The following is a 19,343-nucleotide window of genomic DNA, read 5'->3' on the forward strand; positions in this document are numbered from 1 at the left end:
ATGGCCGGCGCGCTCAGTCTTGGCGCACCAGCCCTGCTTGCACGGCAATCTTCCACAGGCCGCGTTCGGTAGCCTGCGCCGATACGCCGACATTGGTGTAGCCGTAAATCGCCAGCGCCCGGTGGTAACGCTCGCACAGCTTGCCGTCGCCGATCAGGACGATGCGCGGGTCGTCCGCCAGCTTGACTGCGGCTCGGCTGCCGCGCAACGCCGCGATTTCGTGTCCGATCAGCAAACCAGAGAGATAGTCGGCCTGGGCCGCGCCATCCAGTGCGCCGGTCAGGCCCAGTGTGCGCGTGCTGAAAATGGTCGACAACACGCCGTTGATGCCGGCGCTGTCGGTGGCCACCCGCACGCCGCGTTCGAAGGCCTGCGGATTGAAATTCGCGCCGCGCTGCATGGTGCGCCCAAGGATGGTGTGCGAGGAAAGGGCTGCATACGCCTCGCCGGTCATGAAGGTATCGAAGTGCATGAAACGTTCGCCGGCGATGCGCACCCACTTGGAATGCGTGCCGGGCAGGCCGATCAGCAGTTCATCGTCGGCGCCGTCTTCCAGCGCGCCGACCACCTGTGTTTCTTCGCCGCGCATCACATTGGGCAGCGCTCCGCGCTCGATCAGGCCGGGCACGATGTGCAGCATGGCGCCGCTGCGGGTGGGTACTGTCGTCAGGCCGGCGCCGATGTCGGCAACTCGCAGCGGCACGTCGAGATAGGCCGCTTCGCGCCAGCCTTGGGCGCTGCCGACCATGCCGGCAGCCATCACGGGGGTATCGGGCGCATCGCGCAGCCAGTCGCCGCAAGCCTCGCTGAAGGCTTGCTCGAAACCGGCCTGCGAACCGGCGGCCGATGCTTCGACCACTGGCAGGTTCATGATGCCCCAAGGCAGCGCGCGCTTGTCCAGCACCGCGCCGCCGTGGCCCAGCCGATAGGCGCGTAGCGAGGAGGTTCCCCAGTCGAGCGCAATCAGTTTGGTGGAATCATCCATCGCCGTTTTCAGTTCGGCACCGGCGTGAGCACCGGCTTGCCGGCGAAATGCGTTTGCAGGTTATTGAAGGCGAGGTCGGCCATGGCGGTGCGCGTGACCAGCGTGCCGCTGGCCATGTGCGGGGTCAGCACCACGTTCTCCAGCGCCGCCAGTTCGGCCGGGATATTGGGTTCGTTTTCGAACACATCCAGGCCGGCGCCGGCGATCTTGCCCTCCTTGAGCGCCTGGGTCAGCGCCGCCTCATCGACCACCGAGCCGCGCGCCACGTTGATCAGGAAACCTTTGGGGCCGAGCGCTTCCAGCACCTCGGCATTGACCAGGGCGCGCGTGCCGGCGCCGCCAGGCGTGATCATCACCAGGAAGTCGACTGCCGCCGCCAGCGATTTGATGTCGCCGTAGTAGGTGTAGGGCACGTCCTTGCGCGAGCGGTTGTGGTACGAGATGTCCATGTCGAAGCCGGCCGCGCGCCGGGCGATCGCTTCGCCGATGCGGCCCAGACCGACGATGCCCAGCCTGGCGCCGCTGACCTTGGTGGTGAAGGGGAAGGGGCCGTTCTTCCATTCGCCGCTGCGGGCGAAGCGGTCGGCGCGCACCACGTTGCGGGCCGCGGCAAGCATCAGGGCGATGGCCATGTCGGCGACATCGTCGGTGAGCACGTCGGGCGTGTGCGTGACATGGATGCCGCGTTCGCGCGCTGCTGGCACATCGACGCCGTCATAGCCGACGCCGAACACCGAGACGATCTCCAGCGCCGGGAAGCGCGCCATGAATTCGCGCGGCACCTTGGCCTCGCCGTTGGCGGCGATGGCGCGGATAGCCGGGGCGATCTGGCTGAGCTTTTCTTCGCTCAGGCCGTCCAGCAGGTTGTGGCAATTGAAATTGTCATGCAGCAGTTGCATCAGGTGCTGCGGCAGGCGTGCCACGATCAGGACATCGGGACGGGAAGGCATGGATGGGGACATGGTGAAGATTCGGGGAACGATGGATGGAGGAACGTAACAATACAAATTAAGCGCAGCCTGCGTGCTGAATTCTTTTCAACATTGCGGCCGCGCGGGATGCGTTGGCAGCGTTGGGTGTATCAAATGGCCTGCCAGCCGCCGCCCAGGTCCTGCATGGTGTTGAGTTCGCCGATATTGTCGTCCGGCCCCAGCGGCGGCAGTGCGCGCGGCTTGCGGCTTTCATCGGTGGCGACATAGGTGAGCGTGGCTTCGGTAACCTTGACGACTTCGGCTTGCAGGCGGTTGCGCTCGGCATACACCTCGACATTGACGGTGATGGAGGTGTTGCCGACCTTGACGATGTCGGCGTAGAAGGAGAGCAGGTCGCCCACGAACACCGGATTCTTGAACAGGAATGAATTGACGGCGATGGTAGCCACGCGGCCATTGGCGCGGCGTGTGGCGGGCAGCGAGCCGGCCACGTCGACCTGGGCCATGATCCAGCCGCCGAAGACGTCGCCGTACACGTTGGCGTCGGCCGGCATGGGCATGACGCGCAGTTGCGGGGATTTCCCGGCAGGCAGTTGAGTACGGAGCGGTGTGGTCATTGCTTCTCCCTTGAAAGCGTGAAGTCCTGCGGACTAGAACCTATTCGGGATCTCGCCGGGGTTGTCCAAATGCCCTTTCAGGCGGTCTGCAGCGTTGCAAAGCCTCGCCGGGCCACCGGCCCGGCTACGTTTTGCGCCTTGCATCCCATCCTGAAATGACATTTGCCCAACTCCCGGCGAGATTCCGAATAGGTTCTTATAATCCCAGATTCGCCGCCTGGATGACGGCGAGGTGCGCTGAAGGCGTCCTCACTTGTCAAACAGGCACGTAAAGCATATATGAATGGTTCTCGCACCAATAGTGCGAGAACCATAGTTTATCGGATGTTTCCTCGCCGCAGCGGGCTTTGCCGCCGTTAGCGGCATGTTTCGCGGCCGTGCTCCGCCAGCCATTTTCCAGCCATCTCATGCGCCGTTATCCGAATACCTCCGCCCCGCAAGCCAACGCCGCACCGCGGCAACGCAGCGACTGGGCTATCGTCAAGACGCTCCTGCCCTATCTGTGGATCTACAAGTGGCGCGTCATGTTGGCGCTGGCCTTCCTGGTTGGCGCCAAGGTGGCCAATGTGGGCGTGCCGCTGATCCTGAAGAAACTGGTCGACCAGATGAGCGCCACAGTTGCGCATCCGCAAGCCTTGCTGGTGCTGCCGCTGGGTTTGCTGGCCGCCTATGGCGCGCTGCGGCTGGCGACCTCGGTCTTCACGGAACTGCGCGAACTGATGTTTGCGCGCGTGACCCAGCGCGCGGTACGCACTATCGCCTTGCAGGTGTTCCAGCACCTGCATGCGTTGTCGCTGCGCTTTCACTTGAATCGCCAGACCGGCGGCATGACGCGCGACATCGAACGCGGCACGCGCGGCGTCTCCACGCTGGTGTCGTACACGCTGTTTTCGATCCTGCCCACCATCATCGAGATCCTGCTGGTGCTGGCTTACCTGGTGCTGCATTACGATATCTGGTTTTCCATCATCACCGCCGGCGCGCTGGCGCTGTACATCCTGTTTACGATCACGGTGACCGAGTGGCGCACGCATTTCCGCCGCACGATGAACGATCTGGACTCGCGCGCCAACACCCGCGCCATCGATTCGCTGCTCAACTACGAGACGGTCAAGTATTTCGGCAATGAGAGTTTTGAAGCGCGCCGCTACGACGAAGGCCTGCAGCGCTACGAGCGCGCTGCGGTCAAGTCCCAGAGTTCGCTGTCGCTGCTGAACACGGGCCAGTCGGCCATCATCGCCATCGCGGTCACGCTGATCCTGTGGCGCGCCACGGTGGGCGTGATCAACGGCACGATGACGCTGGGCGACATGGTGCTGGTCAATGCCTTCATGATCCAGCTTTACATTCCGCTCAATTTCCTGGGTGTGCTCTATCGTGAGATCAAGCAGAGCCTGGCGGACATGGAACGCCTGTTCTCGCTGCTGGAAGAGAACCGCGAAGTGGCCGACAGCCCCGCTGCCGCGCCGCTCAAGGCGCAAGGTGCGGCATTGCGTTTCGAGCATGTCGATTTCAGCTACGAGAGCAAGCGCCAGATCCTGTTCGACATCGATTTCACCGTGCCGGCCGGCACCACTACCGCGGTGGTCGGCCATAGCGGTTCGGGTAAATCGACGCTGTCGCGGCTGCTGTACCGCTTCTACGATGTCGATCGCGGCGCCATCCGTATCGACGGCCAGGACTTGCGCGAAGTGACCCAGGCGTCGCTGCGCCAGGCCATCGGCATCGTGCCGCAGGACACGGTACTGTTCAACGACACCATCGAATACAACATCGCCTACGGCAAGCCGGGCGCCGGCCGCGAGCAGATTGTGGCGGCGGCCAAGGCGGCTTATATCCATGAGTTCATCGAATCGCTGCCGGACGGTTACGCCACCATGGTGGGCGAGCGCGGACTGAAACTGTCGGGCGGCGAAAAGCAGCGGGTGGCGATCGCGCGCACGCTGCTCAAGGACCCGGCCATCCTGATCTTCGATGAAGCCACATCGGCGCTGGATTCGCGCGCCGAGCAGGCGATCCAGCAGCAGCTGGCGGAAATCGCGCGCGAACGCACCACGCTGGTTATCGCCCATCGCTTGTCGACCATCGTGGACGCCCATCAGATCCTGGTGCTGGATCACGGCCGCATCGTCGAGCGCGGCACCCATTCCGGGCTGTTGATGGCCAACGGCCTGTACGCCCAGATGTGGCTGCGCCAGCAGGCTGGCGCCGATGAAGAGGGCGGGTCGCCGTCGCCGGAGGCTGACGTTGCCGATGTTGTGGCGGTGGCGGCCGGGCCGGGTGACGAGCCGACGGTGCTGATGCCCGCGGGCAGCCGCTGAGAACCTGCTCCCGATTCTCCGGGGGCGGCGCTAAGGGTTATCCGCTGCAGTGCTCGCTTGCGCCGCGACTGGCGCGGCGGCACAATTCATCCATTCGCATAAATTCTTACAAGAACGAGAAGTGGGCGGGCAATGGAAAGCAAATGGCTTGAAGATTTCGTCTCCCTGGCTGAAACCCGCAGTTTCAGCCGTTCCGCCGATTTGCGGCATGTCACGCAGCCGGCCTTTTCGCGCCGCATCCAGTCGCTGGAAGCCTGGCTGGGCGCCGATCTGATCGATCGCACCTCCTATCCGACTAGGCTGACCGCGGCCGGCGAAGTGTTCTACGAGCAGGCGGTGGAGATGCTGGGGCAGATCAACAACACCCGCGCCCTGCTGCGCGGCAAGCGGCCGACCGCCCAGACCACAATCGATTTTGCGGTGCCGCATACGCTCTCGCTGACCTACATGCCCAAGTGGCTCAGTTCGCTGGAGTCAGGCTTCGGCTCCATCAACACGCGCCTGATCGCGCTGAACGTGCACGATGCGGTGATGACCATCGTCGAAGGCGGCTGCGACTTGCTGCTGTGCTATCACCATCCGCGCCAGCCGGTACAGCTCGACGCCAGCCGCTACGACATGCTGACCATGGGAACCGAGACGCTGCGCCCGTATTCGCGCTGCGACCGCAACGGCAAGCCCGATTACCTGTTCCCCGGCACCTCCAAGGAGCCGGTGCCGTTCCTGTCTTACACCAGCAATGCCTATCTGGGCCGAATGGTGGAGTTGATGATGTCGGATGTGAAGCGTCCGCTGCACCTGCTCAAGCACTATGAGACCGACATGTCTGAAAGCCTCAAGATGATGGCATTGGAGGGCCACGGCGTGGCCTTCCTGCCGGAATCGTCGGTGGTACGCGAGGTGCGCAATCGCCAGTTGGCGCGTACCGATGGGCCGGCCGGCGAATGGGAGGTGGAGATGGAGATCCGCCTGTACCGCGAACGGCCCACTGCGCAGCGCGTCGGCAAGGCGCTGGTGGCGCGCTTGTGGGAATACCTGGAAGAACTGAATGCGACGCGGGCCGACCGCCAGAAGGGGGTGGCGGTCGGTTCCGGCAGGGCGGCATCGAAGGCTGCCCGCACCGCCGAAAAGCGCGAATCCTGAGCCTGGCGGGGCGTGATTGCATGCATGCCCGGCGCGGCCGGCAGGGAGCCGTGAAAACCATCTGGCGACGGTGCGAATTCCCCTTAATCCCGCTCCCATCAGGGGGAGCCGGTTGTTATGCATCTCATGCATAGTTGCATGCTCACAAAGCATTAGCCTTGTATTAGCCGGCTGGCTACGATTGCGTCGCTGATTCGGACGGAGAAGATTTTCACGCTCTTGCGCACTGCAAGCGGCAGTGCACCTTGATCGTTAGCTGTGGCGGAGTACTATGCTCGGCAGGTCTCGATTTCTTTGCAGCGTCTTGAACAGCACGGCAAACAAAAGGAGCGATTGCATCATGTCGAACGTACCTAACCACGAAGTGCCTTCCTACCTCGTCCCGCACGGCATCGGCCCGTGGGGCGTCTACCTTGAGCAAATCGACCGCGTGACGCCCTACCTGGGATCGCTGGCGCGCTGGGTGGAAACCCTGAAGCGTCCCAAGCGCATACTGGTGGTCGATGTTCCCATCGAGCGCGATGACGGCACTATCGCCCACTTCGAGGGCTATCGTGTCCAGCACAATACTTCGCGCGGCCCCGGCAAGGGCGGCGTGCGTTTCCACCAGGACGTGACGCTGTCGGAAGTGATGGCGCTGTCGGCCTGGATGACCGTCAAGAACGCGGCGGTGAACGTTCCCTACGGCGGCGCCAAGGGCGGTATCCGCGTTGATCCCCGGACCCTCTCGCGCGGCGAACTGCAGCGCGTCACCCGCCGCTACACCAGCGAAATCGGCATCATCATCGGCCCCAACAAGGATATCCCGGCGCCGGACGTGAACACCGATTCGCAGATCATGGCATGGATGATGGATACCTATTCCATGAACCAGGGCAGTACCTCTTCCGGCGTGGTGACCGGCAAGCCGATCTCTCTGGGCGGCAGCCTGGGACGGCATGAAGCGACCGGCCGCGGCGTGTTCGTGGTGGGCTGCGAAGCGGCTGCCAAGCGCAGCCTCGACATCAAGGATGCCAAGGTTGCCGTGCAAGGCTTCGGCAACGTCGGCGGCATCGCCGCACGCCTGTTTGCGGAAGCCGGCGCCAAGGTAGTGGCGGTTCAGGATCACGTGACGACTGTGTTTAACGCCGGTGGTCTGGACGTCGCCGCGCTGCAGACCTATGTTGCGCAGAATGGCAGCGTGAAGGGTTTCGCCGGCGCCGACGAGATTACCGACCGCGCCCAATTCTGGTCGGTGGACTGCGACATTCTGGTGCCTGCTGCACTGGAACAGCAAATCACCGAAGCCAATGCCAACAACATCAAGGCCAAGATCATCCTGGAAGGCGCCAACGGCCCGACCACGCCTGCTGCCGACGATATCCTGCGCGACAAGGGTGTGCTGATTGTGCCCGACGTGATCGCCAATGCCGGTGGTGTGACGGTGAGCTACTTTGAATGGGTGCAGGATTTCTCCAGCTTCTTCTGGACCGAGGACGAGATCAATCTGCGCCTGACCCGCATCATGCGCGAAGCCTTCACAGCCGTGTGGCAGCTGGCTGACGAGAAGAAGGTTTCACTGCGTACCGCGGCGTTCATCGTGGCTTGTACACGCGTGCTGCAGGCGCGTGAAATGCGAGGGTTGTACCCGTAATAGGGCTTTATTCGTAGCATGGGCAGCCAAGGCGACAGCATAAGATCGTCGGCTGCAGAAAAGCGGTAAGGGAGGAGACGTGGTTCGTGTGCGCGTGCGCACCGGCGGCGCTGATGCCGTGCGGTGCGCAAAACTGATGATGGCGGTGCTGGCATGCCTGTGCCTGGCGCCGTTGTTCGCGCACGCCGAAAATACGCTGGACAAGATCCGCCGCACCAACACGATGGTGATTGCTTTTCCGGCCGGCCATTTCCCTTTCGCCGAGGCAGATGGCGACGGTAAGGCGATAGGCTATTCCATCGAGATATGCCAGAGGATCGCAGACGCCGTGCGGCGCGAGGCCAGGCTGCCTCAGCTGCAACTCAAGTTCCTGCAGGTCGATACCGATGGCCGTTTCGAGGCCATTTCCAGCGGCTCCGCCGACATCGAGTGCGGCTCGACAACCAGCAACGCTTCGCGCAGAAGCCGTTTCGATTTCACCATTCCCCACTTTTATACGACTACGCGCATGATGGTGCGCAAGGACTCGGGCATCCGCTCGTGGCTCGACATGCGCGGCAAGCGCGTGGTGACGCTGCGCGGCAGCTCCATCCTGCCTTATGTGAAGGCGCGCGATGCCAGCGGCGTTCTCGATATGCGCTGGGTCGAGGCGACCAGGGATGCCGATGCCGTGGCGATGGTGGTGGACGGGCGCGTCGATGCCTATGCCGACGATGATGTGCTGCTGTATTCGTATCGCACCGAAATAAAGAATCCCGAGGCGCTGGAGATCGTTGGTGAGGCATTGTCGGTCGATCCCTATGCGATGATGATGCGCAAGGACGACCGGGCTTTCAAGGCGCTGGTCGACCGCGAGATGGTGCGGATGATTTCCGATGGCGATATCAATGGCATGTACAACCGCTGGTTCATGCAGCCGGCGGGAGGGCGCAAGAAGGCGCTGGATCTGCCGATGGGATATGTGCTGCGGGACTCATTTCGCTTCCCTTCGGATAAGATCGCAAATTAGCTTTTCTGGCATGGATATTGCTGACGGAGAAGAGGGTATGGCGGTGATTTTGGGAATGAATTGGGAATAATGCCGCGAAAGCATAACCGGCCAAGCTGGATGCTCATGTAAGATGTGTTGGCTGTCTATCGAGGGAATCGGCCGCTGCGGTGCGGCAGATGATGGAAGTCACACCGGGAATGGAATATTGCGCACTGCGGGACGTTGGCTTGGCTATCTGTCGTAAAATGCCGCCGCCGCATGTTGCGCATCTGGATCACTGCTGTGGGTTGCGTGCCGCCGCAAAGTTGGCGGCAACGGCTGCAAGTAGATGAAAAAAAGCCTGCAAAGATATGGCTTTAACAATAAAAAAGAGGCATGGCAACAGGACCGGTAAGCCTTGCTCCATGGACTGCTCAGGCTGTTTTTGGAATAGGGCTTTTGGTACACTACGTAAAAATTTTTCCAGGAGGTCACACAATGAAGTTATTGAAGCTAGCAGGGGTGTTGGTCGGCGCAAGCGTTCTGATGGGCTCTGTCCATGCGGAAGAGTTCACCGGCCGGATGAAGAAGATCAAGGATTCCGGCACCCTGACTCTGGGCGTTCGCGATTCCTCGATCCCGTTCTCCTATCTGGATGACAAGCAGTCCTACCAGGGCTACTCGATCGACCTGTGCTTGAAGGCCGCTACCGCGATCCAGAAGAAGCTGGGCCTGACGTCGCTGAACATCAAGATGGTTCCGGTGACTTCGGCTACCCGTATCCCGCTGATCGCCAACGGCACCACCGACATCTCTTGCGACTCCGCTACCAACAACATGGAGCGTCAGAAGCAGGTGTCCTTCTCGGTGACCGAATTTGTGACCGCCAACAAGTTCCTGTCGAAAAAGGCAGCCAACCTGAAGACTCTGGACGACCTGAAGGGCAAGACCGTCGTGTCGACCTCGGGCACTTCGAACCTGAAGCAGATCACTTCCCTGAACGCAGAGCGTAACCTGGGCATGAACATCCTGGCCGCCAAGGACCACGCCGAAGCCTTCCTGATGGTTGAAACCGGCCGTGCCGCAGCGTTCGTGATGGACGACATCCTGCTGTCCTCGCTGGCTGCCAACTCCAAGGCGCCGGGCGACTACCAGGTTTCTTCGGAAGCCCTGTCGGTCGAGCCCTATGGCCTGATCCTGCCGAAGGACGACGCTGCCTTCAAGAAGGTGGTCGACGATGCACTGACCGTGGTCTACAAGGGTGACGAGATCAAGAAGATCTACGCCAAGTGGTTCCAGTCGCCGATTCCTCCGAAGGGCGTCAACCTGAATGTGCCGATGAGCCCGCAGCTGCAAGCTGTGCTGGCAAAGCCGACCGATTCGGGCGAACCGGCTGCTTATGCTGCCGTTCCGGAAGCACAGAAGCAATCTTCTTCCAAGAAGAAGTAATAGGCTGATTGCCTTTGGCAATGAGTGACGAAACGGGGGCCTTGTCCCCCGTTTTGTTTAACCGGCTGGCAAAGGCGGTTGCCGCGGTGCAATTGCTTTTATCCACAGCGGCCGGTGACTGACCGGAATATCCATGGCGCGGCATTTGCCTGGTGATCGCGCCTGACAGACTGACTCGAAACAAGAGACGAGGCCATTTATGCATTACAACTGGAACTGGGGAATCTTCTGGGAGATGTCTCCCGACGGCGTCCCCTATATTGATACGCTGATGGCGGGCCTGAAATGGACCCTCGCAACAGCGATATCCGCCTGGATCATGGCGCTGATCCTCGGCACCATCGCCGGCACCATCCGTACAACAACAAAACCATGGGCTGTTCGCCTCGCCAACGGCTACGTGGAGCTTTTCCGTAACATTCCCCTGCTGGTGCAGATGTTCCTCTGGTATTTCGTGATGCCGGAACTGATGCCCAGTGCGATCGGCAACTGGCTCAAGGGCCTGCCCGACGCCTCCTTCGTCACTGCCACCCTGGCGCTGGGCTTCTTTACATCTGCCCGTGTCGCGGTGCAGGTCTCGACCGGCATCCAGGCACTGCCGCGCGGCCAGCGTATGGCAGGTCACGCGCTCGGCCTGACGCCGGTGCAGACCTACCGTTATGTGCTGCTGCCGATGGCGTTCCGCATCATCATCCCGGCGCTGACCAACGAGTTCGCCGCGATCATCAAGAACAGCTCGGTGGCACTGACCATCGGCCTGATCGAACTGACCGCCGCCACCTACTCGATGCGCGAGTTCACCTTCCAGACCTTTGAGGCGCTGACCGGTGCAACCATCATCTACATTGCTATTTCCGCGATTGCGCTGGTGTTGGCGCGCCTGCTGGAAAAGGTAACGGCTGTCCCTGGTTATATCTCCAGCGGTAGCACCAGTGCGGGAGGGCATTAATCCATGTTCAGCAATTTCGACTTCGACGTTATCGAGCGTTCGTGGGTCTACCTGTTCACCACGGGCCTGAAATTCACGCTTGTCCTGACCTTCTCGGCCATGCTGGGCGGCATCATCATCGGTACGCTGCTGGCGATGATGCGCCTGTCCAGCAACAAGCCGCTGTCGTTCATCGCCACCAGCTACGTCAACCTGATCCGCTCGATCCCGCTGGTGCTGGTGATCTTCTGGTTCTACTTCCTGGTGCCGTTCATCGGCGCGTGGATCATCGGCGCGTCCGAACCCATCCAGGTGGGGGCATTCCAGTCGGCGCTGATCACCTTCATCCTGTTCGAGGCGGCCTATTACTGCGAAATCATGCGGTCGGGCATCCAGTCGATCCCGCGCGGCCAGGTGTTCGCCGGCTACGCAATCGGCATGAACTACTGGCAGATGATGGGCAACGTGGTGCTGCCGCAGGCGTTCCGCAACATGACGCCGATCCTGCTGACCCAGACCATTGTCCTGTTCCAGGACGTGTCGCTGGTGTACGTGCTGGGCTCGGTGCCGGACTTCGTTACCAGCGCATCCAAGATTGCGCAGCGCGACGGACGTCTGGTGGAAATGTACCTGTTCGTGGCGGTGGTGTACTTCGTCCTGAGCTTTGGCCTGTCGCAACTGGTCAAGCGCTTCCAGAAGAAGATCGCCATCATCCGCTAAGCCCAATGACGGCGGCGTGGCGCGGATGACGCGCCGGCCGCCCAACGAATCCAGAAATCCAGGAGAAACAAATGATTGAACTCAACAACGTCAGCAAATGGTATGGCAGCTTCCAGGTCCTGACCGATTGCACGACTTCGGTGAAAAAGGGCGACGTGGTGGTGGTGTGCGGCCCGTCCGGTTCGGGCAAGTCGACGCTGATCAAGACCGTCAACGGCCTGGAGCCGTTCCAGAAGGGCACCATCACCGTGGACGGCGTCTCGGTGGGCGACCCCAAGACCAACTTGTCCAAACTGCGCGCGCATCGGCATGGTGTTCCAGAACTTCGAACTGTTCCCGCACCTGTCCATCCGCGAGAACCTGACCATCGGCCAGATCAAGGTGCTGGGCCGCAGCAAGGATGAAGCGACCGAGAAGGGCCTGAAGTATCTCGACCGCGTGGGCCTGCTGGCGCACAAGGACAAATTCCCCGGCCAGTTGTCCGGTGGCCAGCAGCAGCGTGTGGCGATTGCCCGCGCGCTGTCGATGGACCCGATCGCCATGCTGTTCGACGAGCCGACTTCGGCGCTCGACCCGGAAATGATCAACGAAGTGCTGGATGTCATGGTCGGCCTGGCGCAGGAAGGCATGACCATGATGGTCGTGACCCACGAAATGGGTTTCGCCCGCAAGGTCGCCAACCGCGTCGTGTTCATGGACAAGGGCCTGGTCGTGGAAGATTGCGCCAAGGATGAATTCTTCGCCTCGCCGCGTTCGGAACGTGCACGCGATTTCCTGGCCAAGATCATTACCCACTGATCCTGTCCCGGTGGCGCTTTGGGCGCATCCGAAGAAGAAAAGGCTGCATCGGCGACGATGCGGCCTTTTCTTTTTGTCCGACATCAAACCGGTGTGCGCCGGGCAGGCAGGGGGCTTGACGGCTACGGTAGAATACCGTTCTTGATGATGAAGCCCCGGCCCATGCGTCCGGGCGCGTCCGCCGTGATGCCTGCCATCCGCCAATTCCAGACCAGAAAGAACATCGAATGAGCAACCAACTGACCATTACCCGCCCGGACGACTGGCACCTGCACCTGCGCGACGGCGCGACCCTGAAGGATGTCCTGCCGCACACCGCGCGCCAGTTCGCACGCGCCATCGTCATGCCCAACCTGAAGCCGCCGGTCACCACCACCGAGCAGGCCGCGGCCTATCGTGAGCGTATCCTGGCAGCATTGCCGGAGGGGATGCAGTTCGAGCCGCTGATGGTGCTCTACCTGACCGACAACACCCCGCCTGACGAAATCCGCCGCGCCAAGGACAGCGGCTTCGTCAAGGCCGTCAAGCTGTATCCGGCCGGCGCGACAACGAATTCCGATGCCGGCGTGACCGACCTGGGCAAGTGCTACAAGACGCTGGAAGTGCTGCAGGAGCTGGATATGCCGTTCCTGGTCCACGGCGAAGTGACCGATCCGGCGATCGACCTGTTCGACCGTGAAGCGGTGTTCATCGAGCGCATCATGAAGCCTTTGCGCCAGGCCATGCCTGAGCTGAAAGTAGTGTTCGAGCACATCACCACCAAGGAAGCCGCCGATTACGTGCTGGCGGGCGAGGGCCCGACCGCGGCTACCATCACCGCGCACCACCTGCTGTTCAACCGCAACGAGATCTTCAAGGGCGGCATCCGTCCGCATTACTACTGCCTGCCGGTATTGAAGCGCGAGACCCACCGCCAGGCGCTGGTGGCGGCGGCCACCTCGGGCAACGACAAATTCTTCCTCGGCACCGATTCGGCGCCGCACGCCAAGGGCCTCAAGGAACACGCCTGCGGCTGTGCCGGCTGCTACACCGCGCTGCACGCGCTGGAGCTGTACGCGCAAGCCTTCGACCAGGCCGGCGCGCTGGACAAATTCGAGGCCTTCGCCAGCTTCAACGGTCCGGCCTTCTACGGCATGCCGCGTAACCAGGGCACCGTCACCTTGAAGCGCGACAGCTGGACTATCCCGGCCGAATTGCCGATGGGCGATACCACCGTGGTGCCGCTGTCGGCCGGCGAACAGATCAACTGGAAGATGGCCTGAGCCACCACTGGGAAGGGTAAGCATGCAATTCGTCGACCAACTGATTACCGATCTCGATAAGGCGCTGCGCGTGGTCAGCGGCGTGGTGTCCGAAAGCCGGCCCAATCCCGGGCGCGGCCTGGCGGACGGCGTGATGGACGAGGCCGAGAAGCGGCATGCGGCCGGCCTGATGCGGGTCAACAATGTCGGCGAGGTATGTGCCCAGGCGCTGTATGACGCACAGGGGCGATTCGCCCAGAAGCGCGAGATCAAGCAGGCTTTCGAGCATGCCGGCATCGAAGAGGAGGATCACCTGGCCTGGACCGCCGAACGCCTGCGCGAGCTGGGTTCGCGCACCAGCCTGTTGAATCCCGTCTGGTATGCCGGTTCCTACGTGTTGGGTACCATTGCGGCCCGCGTGGGCGATGCGCGCAACCTAGGCTTTGTTGCCGAGACCGAGCGCCAGGTCGAGCTGCACCTGCTGAGCCACCTGGAAAAGCTGCCGGCGCAGGACAACAAGTCGCGCGCCATCGTCGAGCAGATGCGCATCGATGAGGTCGAACATGGCCAGGCCGCCAAGGATCTGGGCGCAGCCGAGATGCCTGCGCCCATCAAGGGGCTGATGAAGGCGATGTCGAAGGTGATGACGGGAGTGGCGTATTACGTCTGAGTACGTCCACGCCGCCAAGGGAAAAACAAACGCCGCATCCGGTGCAAGCCGGTGCGGCGTTTGTCTTGATGGCCGTCCGTGCGGCGAACGGCAAGCGTTTCTTATTGCTGGCCCAGCGTCGGCGCCACTTCGGCGAGATCGTCGATGATCTCGAAGGAGTGGGTCAGTTCTGCGGTCTTTTCCAGCATGATCGAGGCCGAGCAGTATTTCTCGTGGGACAGCTTGATGGCGCGTTCGACCACGTTGGGCTTGAGATTGCGGCCGCGCACGGTGAAGTGGAAGTGGATCTTGGTGAACACCTTCGGGTCGGTCTCGGCGCGCTCGGACTTGAGCGTGACGTCGCAGCCGCGCACATCCTGGCCGCTCTTGCGCAGGATCACCACCACGTCATAAGCGGTGCAGCCGCCGGTGCCGGCCAGCACCACTTCCATCGGACGCGGGGCCAGATTGCGGCCGCCGCCGTCGGGCGCGCCGTCCATGGTGACCAGATGTCCCGAACCTGTTTCCGCCGTAAAGGTCATGCCGGACAATCCGGTCCAGCGCACTGTGCATTCCATCTTGTAGTCCAAATTGGTTGAAAGAGCTGCGTATTGTAGCTTTTGGCGGGCAGGGCCGCTGCTGTAGCGATCCACAGGCGTGCGGCTGCGGCGGGGCAGGTTGTTTTGCGGTGCAGAAAAATTGTTTGTTTATTATTGTATTGAAAATGCACTCGAGTCGTGTAAACCCAACAGTGGCGTGCTTTTTAAAGAAGTGAAGAAAAATATCCGAGGGTGTATTGCAATGCACAAAATGCTTTGCTATATTGGTTTCAACGGATGTATTTGCAGCACGTAACGATGTCTCCTCCACCCTCCTCATTGGTGTGGATTAAACCCGGAACCACTGTTTCCGGGTTTTTTTTTGCCCGCTTTTTCGCAATCCCAGTCGGATCCGTCGAAAAATTTCTACTTTGACATCAAAAAAGACATGCCCGCCGCTTGTTTCGTGTCCCGGAGTCTCGGAATACGACAAAAGCCGTCAAACCTTTTGACGCTAAGTCATTGAAAAGGCTATAATTCTCGGCTTTCCCATGCGCTCGGGAAGATAAAAGGATGAGTCCGCAAGGCGTGAAGGCCCGTCTAGAGCATCTAGGTACGGTCGGCACGGACGAACGGAACCGCCACTTTGAGCGTTATTTTTCATTTAGGAAGTCAAACATGAAGACCTTTTCCGCTAAAGCCCATGAGGTTCAGCGCGAGTGGTTCGTGATTGACGCGACGGACTTGGTCCTCGGACGTGTTGCCAGCGAAGTGGCACTCCGACTGCGCGGCAAACACAAACCGGAATTTACTCCCCACGTCGACACCGGCGATTTCATCGTCGTGATCAACGCTGGCAAGTTGCGCGTCACCGGCACCAAGGCTACTGAAAAGACGTATTTCCGTCACAGCGGCTATCCGGGCGGCATCTACGAAACCAACTTCCTGAAGATGCAGCAGCGTTTCCCCGGCCGTGCGCTGGAGAAGGCAGTCAAGGGCATGCTGCCCAAGGGTCCGTTGGGCTATGCCATGATCAAGAAGCTGAAGGTGTACGCAGATGGCAACCATCCGCACTCCGCCCAGCAACCGAAACCCCTCGCGCTCTAAGGAACAGACATGATCGGTAACTACAATTACGGAACCGGCCGTCGCAAGAGTGCTGTGGCTCGTGTTTTCATCAAGGCAGGCTCTGGCAATATCGTCGTCAACGGCAAGCCCGCCGCTGAATACTTCTCCCGCGAAACCGGCCTGATGGTGATCCGTCAGCCGCTGGAACTGACCGGCAACGTCGAGCGTTTTGACATCATGGTCAACGTGCACGGCGGTGGCGAGTCCGGCCAGGCCGGCGCAGTGCGCCACGGCATCACCCGCGCCCTGATCGACTACGACGCCGGCCTGAAGCCAGCTCTGTCGAACGCAGGCTACGTCACCCGTGACGCGCGTGAAGTCGAACGTAAGAAGGTTGGTCTGCGCAAGGCACGTCGCGCAAAGCAATTCTCGAAGCGTTAATCGTTTCTCGCATCACAGAAAGCCGCCGGCATGCTTGCTGGCGGCTTTTTGCTTTTTGCGGCGCCTGGAGAGGGTGTTCGATGGGGGGCATAGTGATTTTCAGGCCAGCACAGCCGTTCCCGCGAGGTGGGATTTCCTGCAGCTTGCTGGCGAAATAACTTCCCGAACAGAAATCAGTGGGAAATATTCTCCTGCTAGAATGAAAAAGTTTGAGACACTTCGCTTCTGCGACGTTTCTCGTCCGCTTTTTTTCGCAAGGATAAGACATGATCAAGGTAGGTATCGTCGGTGGAACCGGTTACACCGGCGTCGAATTGCTGCGTATTTTCGCCAGTCACCCGGAAGCCAGCGTGCAGGCCGTGACCTCGCGCAAGGAAGACGGCATGCCGGTGGCGGAAATGTATCCGTCCCTGCGCGGCCGCGTCGACGTGGCATTTTCCTCGCCGGACAAGGCCCGCTTGACCGACTGCGACGTGGTCTTCTTTGCCACCCCTCACGGTGTGGCCATGGCCCAGGCGCCTGAACTGGTGGCCGCAGGCGTGAAGGTGATCGACCTCGCCGCCGATTTTCGCCTGCAGGATGTCGCCGCCTTTGAAAAATGGTACAAGCTGCCGCACAGCTGCACCGAGCTGCTGAAGGAAGCCGCTTACGGCCTGCCGGAGCTCAATCGCGAAGAGATCCGCAAGGCGCGCGTGGTGGGCAATCCGGGCTGTTATCCGACCACCATGCAACTGGGTTTCGCACCGCTGTTGAAGGCCGGCGTGATCGATGCCTCGCACCTGATTGCCGACTGCAAATCCGGCGTGTCCGGCGCGGGACGCAAGGCCGAGCTGTCGCTGCTGTTCTCGGAAGCCTCGGACAACTTCAAGGCCTACGGCGTATCCGGCCATCGCCATTCGCCGGAAACCATCGAGCGCCTCTCCAAATTGACCAAGGATAAGGTCGGCCTGCTGTTCACGCCGCACCTGGTGCCGATGATTCGCGGCATGCATTCCACGCTGTACGCGCGCCTGACCAAGGATATCGACAACGCTGCGCTGCAGGCCTTGTTCGAAGACGCATACAAGAATGAGCCTTTCGTCGACGTGATGCCGTTCGGTTCGCATCCTGAAACCCGCACCACGCGCGCTTCCAACATGCTTCGCCTGGCGGTGCATCGTCCGGACAATGGCGACACCGTGGTAGTGCTGGTGGTGCAGGACAACCTGGTCAAGGGCGCGTCCGGCCAGGCAGTGCAGTGTATGAACCTGATGTTCGGCCTGGAAGAAACCACCGGTCTGTTGCAAGTCCCCGTCCTGCCGTGAAGTACAAGCTATGGCAACGGCGCCTGACGATTTCGGCGCCGAAGATGACCATCAAGCGCCATCTGCCGTGGCCGCTGCAGGCCCTGTTGTGGGCGATCGTGCTGGGCGGTGGTGGAGCGCTGGCGGTATGGGCTTATGAACTTGGGCGTAACAACCTGCCCGGGATCCAGAGTGACGCCGGCGAGCAGTTATCGACGCTCTCCGGGCAGGTCAAAAAGCTGTCGGCGGAAAACGAGCGGCTGCAAACCGCCTCGAACGCGTCGCAGAACGAGCTGAAGATCGCCCAGGCTGCCCAGGCGCAACTGGCAAGCCAGGTGAAGAACCTGGAAGCGGAAAACAACCGCCAGAAGGAGGATCTTGCCTTTTTCGACAGCCTGTTGCCGACCAATCTTGGCGCGCCCGGTATCACCATTCAGCGCTTCAAGGCTGAGTTGGCCGGGCCCAGCCAGGTGCGTTATCGTGTTCTGGTCATGCAAGGGGGGGGAGGTACCCAGCAATTTGCCGGGAATTTACAGCTCAGTATCACGATTTGGCAGGCGGGTAAGAGTGCTATTATAAATTTTCCGGAATCCAACTCGACCGATCTTGCGCGTTACAGGCTCGCATTCAAGTACTACCAGCGGGTTGAAGGCGTGTTGAATTTGCCGGAGGGAGCGACCATCAAAGCGGTTGCAGTTCGTATTCTCGACCGCGGCCAGGTGCGCGCCCAGCAGTCGGTAGACCTGTGAGGTGATTTCATGTTCGGACGCAAGACCAAAAGCACGATTGACAGCCTGATTGGCATGTCGACCAGCATCAAGGGCGAGATCGGCTTCAAGGGCGGCCTGCGCATTGACGGCCATATCAATGGCAACATCAGCGGCGAAAGCGGACAATCCAGCGTGCTGGTGATTTCCGAGCATGCCAAGGTGGTTGGCGAGGTGCGCGCGGCGCATCTGATCGTCAACGGCGAGATCGTCGGCGACGTCTATTCGACCGAATTGCTTGAATTGCAACCCAAAGCCCGCATTACTGGCAATGTCTATTACAAGGCGCTGGAAATGCATGGCGGCGCGCTGGTTTCCGGCAAGCTCAGCCATGACCAGACGGAAGAAACGCCGCTGCTGAAGCTGGCCGTGTCGTCCGAAGCATGAAAATCCGCAAGGGCTTATAATGAATCATTGTCCGCCCAAGCCAAGCAGGAGCCCGAAATGAATGCCGTAGCCGAACTGCAACAAACCGAAATGCCGACCCCGATCAACTTCAGCGACAGTGCCGCCGCCAAGGTGGCCCAACTGATCGAAGAAGAAGGCAACCCCGACCTGAAACTGCGCGTATTCGTGCAAGGCGGCGGCTGCTCCGGTTTCCAGTATGGTTTCACCTTCGATGAAATCGTCAACGAAGATGACACCACCATGTCCAAGAACGGCGTGCAGCTGTTGATCGACTCGATGAGCTACCAGTATCTGGTTGGCGCAGAGATCGACTACAAGGACGATCTGGAAGGCGCACAGTTCGTGATCAAGAACCCGAATGCCACGACCACTTGCGGTTGCGGTTCGTCGTTCTCGGCCTGATCGCCAGGAAGAAGTTTTAGCCAATAAAAAGGACGCTTCGGCGTCCTTT

20 protein-coding genes and 1 pseudogene are annotated in these 19,343 nt (G+C 60.8%); 16 read left to right on the forward strand and 5 right to left on the reverse strand.

Annotated features, from left to right (window positions below; translation table 11 throughout):
• Positions 1 to 13 precede the first annotated feature (13 nt).
• The 3 genes from AKL28_RS17080 to AKL28_RS17090 form a co-directional block, all read right to left on the reverse strand.
• On the reverse strand, positions 14 to 985 hold the full coding sequence (locus AKL28_RS17080) for a 2-dehydro-3-deoxygalactonokinase (protein ID WP_050469357.1): 972 nt from the start codon (positions 983 to 985) through the stop codon (positions 14 to 16).
• Positions 986 to 993: 8 nt separating this feature from the next.
• Positions 994 to 1,947: a 2-hydroxyacid dehydrogenase gene (locus AKL28_RS17085; RefSeq protein WP_050469358.1), complete on the reverse strand. Its 954-nt coding sequence runs from the start codon at positions 1,945 to 1,947 to the stop codon at positions 994 to 996.
• Between the two features lie 119 nt (positions 1,948 to 2,066).
• Positions 2,067 to 2,534 carry an acyl-CoA thioesterase gene (locus AKL28_RS17090; RefSeq protein ID WP_050469359.1) on the reverse strand — a complete coding sequence of 156 codons (468 nt, stop codon included), beginning with the start codon at positions 2,532 to 2,534 and terminating at the stop codon, positions 2,067 to 2,069.
• 407 nt (positions 2,535 to 2,941) lie between these two features.
• Between AKL28_RS17090 and AKL28_RS17095 the strand changes: the two genes are divergently transcribed.
• The 4 genes from AKL28_RS17095 to AKL28_RS17110 all read left to right on the forward strand — a co-directional run bounded on the left by AKL28_RS17095 (position 2,942) and on the right by AKL28_RS17110 (position 8,640).
• Complete coding sequence (locus tag AKL28_RS17095; protein WP_050469360.1) at positions 2,942 to 4,855, forward strand: ABCB family ABC transporter ATP-binding protein/permease; 1,914 nt, start codon at positions 2,942 to 2,944, stop codon at positions 4,853 to 4,855.
• A gap of 132 nt (positions 4,856 to 4,987) precedes the next feature.
• The gene (locus AKL28_RS17100; protein WP_050469361.1) at positions 4,988 to 5,998 is read left to right on the forward strand and encodes a LysR family transcriptional regulator; all 1,011 of its coding nucleotides are present in this window, start codon (positions 4,988 to 4,990) and stop codon (positions 5,996 to 5,998) included.
• A 340-nt stretch (positions 5,999 to 6,338) separates the two neighbouring features.
• Positions 6,339 to 7,631, forward strand: coding sequence for a Glu/Leu/Phe/Val family dehydrogenase (locus tag AKL28_RS17105; RefSeq protein ID WP_050469362.1), 1,293 nt, complete (start codon positions 6,339 to 6,341; stop codon positions 7,629 to 7,631).
• A 79-nt stretch (positions 7,632 to 7,710) separates the two neighbouring features.
• On the forward strand, positions 7,711 to 8,640 hold the full coding sequence (locus tag AKL28_RS17110; protein WP_156226381.1) for an amino acid ABC transporter substrate-binding protein: 930 nt from the start codon (positions 7,711 to 7,713) through the stop codon (positions 8,638 to 8,640).
• Between the two features lie 256 nt (positions 8,641 to 8,896).
• Here the strand turns inward: AKL28_RS17110 and AKL28_RS25320 are convergent, their stop codons facing one another.
• Positions 8,897 to 9,028, reverse strand: coding sequence for a hypothetical protein (locus tag AKL28_RS25320; protein WP_269432198.1), 132 nt, complete (start codon positions 9,026 to 9,028; stop codon positions 8,897 to 8,899).
• A gap of 71 nt (positions 9,029 to 9,099) precedes the next feature.
• On the opposite strand from AKL28_RS25320, the gene AKL28_RS17115 reads away from it, so the two are divergent.
• The 6 genes and pseudogenes from AKL28_RS17115 to coq7 all read left to right on the forward strand — a co-directional run bounded on the left by AKL28_RS17115 (position 9,100) and on the right by coq7 (position 14,407).
• Entirely contained in the window at positions 9,100 to 10,050 is a 951-nt protein-coding gene (locus AKL28_RS17115; protein ID WP_050469364.1) for an amino acid ABC transporter substrate-binding protein, read from the forward strand.
• A 199-nt stretch (positions 10,051 to 10,249) separates the two neighbouring features.
• Entirely contained in the window at positions 10,250 to 10,999 is a 750-nt protein-coding gene (locus AKL28_RS17120; RefSeq protein WP_050469365.1) for an amino acid ABC transporter permease, read from the forward strand.
• 3 nt (positions 11,000 to 11,002) lie between these two features.
• The gene (locus tag AKL28_RS17125; protein ID WP_050469366.1) at positions 11,003 to 11,698 is read left to right on the forward strand and encodes an amino acid ABC transporter permease; all 696 of its coding nucleotides are present in this window, start codon (positions 11,003 to 11,005) and stop codon (positions 11,696 to 11,698) included.
• Between the two features lie 71 nt (positions 11,699 to 11,769).
• Positions 11,770 to 12,496 (forward strand): annotated as a pseudogene (locus AKL28_RS17130) (amino acid ABC transporter ATP-binding protein).
• A gap of 227 nt (positions 12,497 to 12,723) precedes the next feature.
• A complete protein-coding gene (gene pyrC, locus AKL28_RS17135) occupies positions 12,724 to 13,758 on the forward strand; it encodes a dihydroorotase (RefSeq protein WP_050469367.1) in 1,035 nt (344 codons plus the stop codon).
• Positions 13,759 to 13,780: 22 nt separating this feature from the next.
• Positions 13,781 to 14,407 carry a 2-polyprenyl-3-methyl-6-methoxy-1,4-benzoquinone monooxygenase gene (gene coq7, locus AKL28_RS17140; protein ID WP_050469368.1) on the forward strand — a complete coding sequence of 209 codons (627 nt, stop codon included), beginning with the start codon at positions 13,781 to 13,783 and terminating at the stop codon, positions 14,405 to 14,407.
• 101 nt (positions 14,408 to 14,508) lie between these two features.
• Here coq7 and AKL28_RS17145 read toward each other — a convergent pair whose 3' ends face one another.
• Complete coding sequence (locus AKL28_RS17145; RefSeq protein WP_050469383.1) at positions 14,509 to 14,964, reverse strand: OsmC family protein; 456 nt, start codon at positions 14,962 to 14,964, stop codon at positions 14,509 to 14,511.
• A 639-nt stretch (positions 14,965 to 15,603) separates the two neighbouring features.
• Between AKL28_RS17145 and rplM the strand changes: the two genes are divergently transcribed.
• The 6 genes from rplM to erpA all read left to right on the forward strand — a co-directional run bounded on the left by rplM (position 15,604) and on the right by erpA (position 19,294).
• Positions 15,604 to 16,032: a 50S ribosomal protein L13 gene (rplM, locus tag AKL28_RS17150; RefSeq protein WP_050469369.1), complete on the forward strand. Its 429-nt coding sequence runs from the start codon at positions 15,604 to 15,606 to the stop codon at positions 16,030 to 16,032.
• A gap of 9 nt (positions 16,033 to 16,041) precedes the next feature.
• Complete coding sequence (rpsI, locus tag AKL28_RS17155) at positions 16,042 to 16,434, forward strand: 30S ribosomal protein S9 (RefSeq protein ID WP_050469370.1); 393 nt, start codon at positions 16,042 to 16,044, stop codon at positions 16,432 to 16,434.
• A 266-nt stretch (positions 16,435 to 16,700) separates the two neighbouring features.
• Positions 16,701 to 17,738, forward strand: a complete 1,038-nt coding sequence (argC, locus tag AKL28_RS17160; protein WP_050469371.1) for an N-acetyl-gamma-glutamyl-phosphate reductase — start codon at positions 16,701 to 16,703, stop codon at positions 17,736 to 17,738.
• 23 nt (positions 17,739 to 17,761) lie between these two features.
• Entirely contained in the window at positions 17,762 to 18,466 is a 705-nt protein-coding gene (locus AKL28_RS17165) for a DUF6776 family protein (RefSeq protein WP_050469384.1), read from the forward strand.
• Between the two features lie 9 nt (positions 18,467 to 18,475).
• Entirely contained in the window at positions 18,476 to 18,871 is a 396-nt protein-coding gene (locus AKL28_RS17170) for a bactofilin family protein (protein ID WP_050469372.1), read from the forward strand.
• Between the two features lie 57 nt (positions 18,872 to 18,928).
• Complete coding sequence (gene erpA, locus AKL28_RS17175; RefSeq protein WP_050469385.1) at positions 18,929 to 19,294, forward strand: iron-sulfur cluster insertion protein ErpA; 366 nt, start codon at positions 18,929 to 18,931, stop codon at positions 19,292 to 19,294.
• Positions 19,295 to 19,343 lie beyond the last annotated feature (49 nt).

The organism is Herbaspirillum chlorophenolicum (genome assembly GCF_001189955.1).
Lineage (GTDB): Bacteria > Pseudomonadota > Gammaproteobacteria > Burkholderiales > Burkholderiaceae_D > Herbaspirillum > Herbaspirillum chlorophenolicum.

Coding starts and splice junctions, on each gene's coding strand:
- AKL28_RS17080 (WP_050469357.1), bottom strand. CDS start 985: ATGGATGATTCCACCAAACTGATTGCGCTCGACTGGGGAACCTCCTCG.
- AKL28_RS17085 (WP_050469358.1), bottom strand. CDS start 1,947: ATGTCCCCATCCATGCCTTCCCGTCCCGATGTCCTGATCGTGGCACGC.
- AKL28_RS17090 (WP_050469359.1), bottom strand. CDS start 2,534: ATGACCACACCGCTCCGTACTCAACTGCCTGCCGGGAAATCCCCGCAA.
- AKL28_RS17095 (WP_050469360.1), top strand. CDS start 2,942: ATGCGCCGTTATCCGAATACCTCCGCCCCGCAAGCCAACGCCGCACCG.
- AKL28_RS17100 (WP_050469361.1), top strand. CDS start 4,988: ATGGAAAGCAAATGGCTTGAAGATTTCGTCTCCCTGGCTGAAACCCGC.
- AKL28_RS17105 (WP_050469362.1), top strand. CDS start 6,339: ATGTCGAACGTACCTAACCACGAAGTGCCTTCCTACCTCGTCCCGCAC.
- AKL28_RS25320 (WP_269432198.1), bottom strand. CDS start 9,028: ATGGAGCAAGGCTTACCGGTCCTGTTGCCATGCCTCTTTTTTATTGTT.
- AKL28_RS17115 (WP_050469364.1), top strand. CDS start 9,100: ATGAAGTTATTGAAGCTAGCAGGGGTGTTGGTCGGCGCAAGCGTTCTG.
- AKL28_RS17120 (WP_050469365.1), top strand. CDS start 10,250: ATGCATTACAACTGGAACTGGGGAATCTTCTGGGAGATGTCTCCCGAC.
- AKL28_RS17125 (WP_050469366.1), top strand. CDS start 11,003: ATGTTCAGCAATTTCGACTTCGACGTTATCGAGCGTTCGTGGGTCTAC.
- pyrC (WP_050469367.1), top strand. CDS start 12,724: ATGAGCAACCAACTGACCATTACCCGCCCGGACGACTGGCACCTGCAC.
- coq7 (WP_050469368.1), top strand. CDS start 13,781: ATGCAATTCGTCGACCAACTGATTACCGATCTCGATAAGGCGCTGCGC.
- AKL28_RS17145 (WP_050469383.1), bottom strand. CDS start 14,964: ATGGAATGCACAGTGCGCTGGACCGGATTGTCCGGCATGACCTTTACG.
- rplM (WP_050469369.1), top strand. CDS start 15,604: ATGAAGACCTTTTCCGCTAAAGCCCATGAGGTTCAGCGCGAGTGGTTC.
- rpsI (WP_050469370.1), top strand. CDS start 16,042: ATGATCGGTAACTACAATTACGGAACCGGCCGTCGCAAGAGTGCTGTG.
- argC (WP_050469371.1), top strand. CDS start 16,701: ATGATCAAGGTAGGTATCGTCGGTGGAACCGGTTACACCGGCGTCGAA.
- AKL28_RS17170 (WP_050469372.1), top strand. CDS start 18,476: ATGTTCGGACGCAAGACCAAAAGCACGATTGACAGCCTGATTGGCATG.
- erpA (WP_050469385.1), top strand. CDS start 18,929: ATGAATGCCGTAGCCGAACTGCAACAAACCGAAATGCCGACCCCGATC.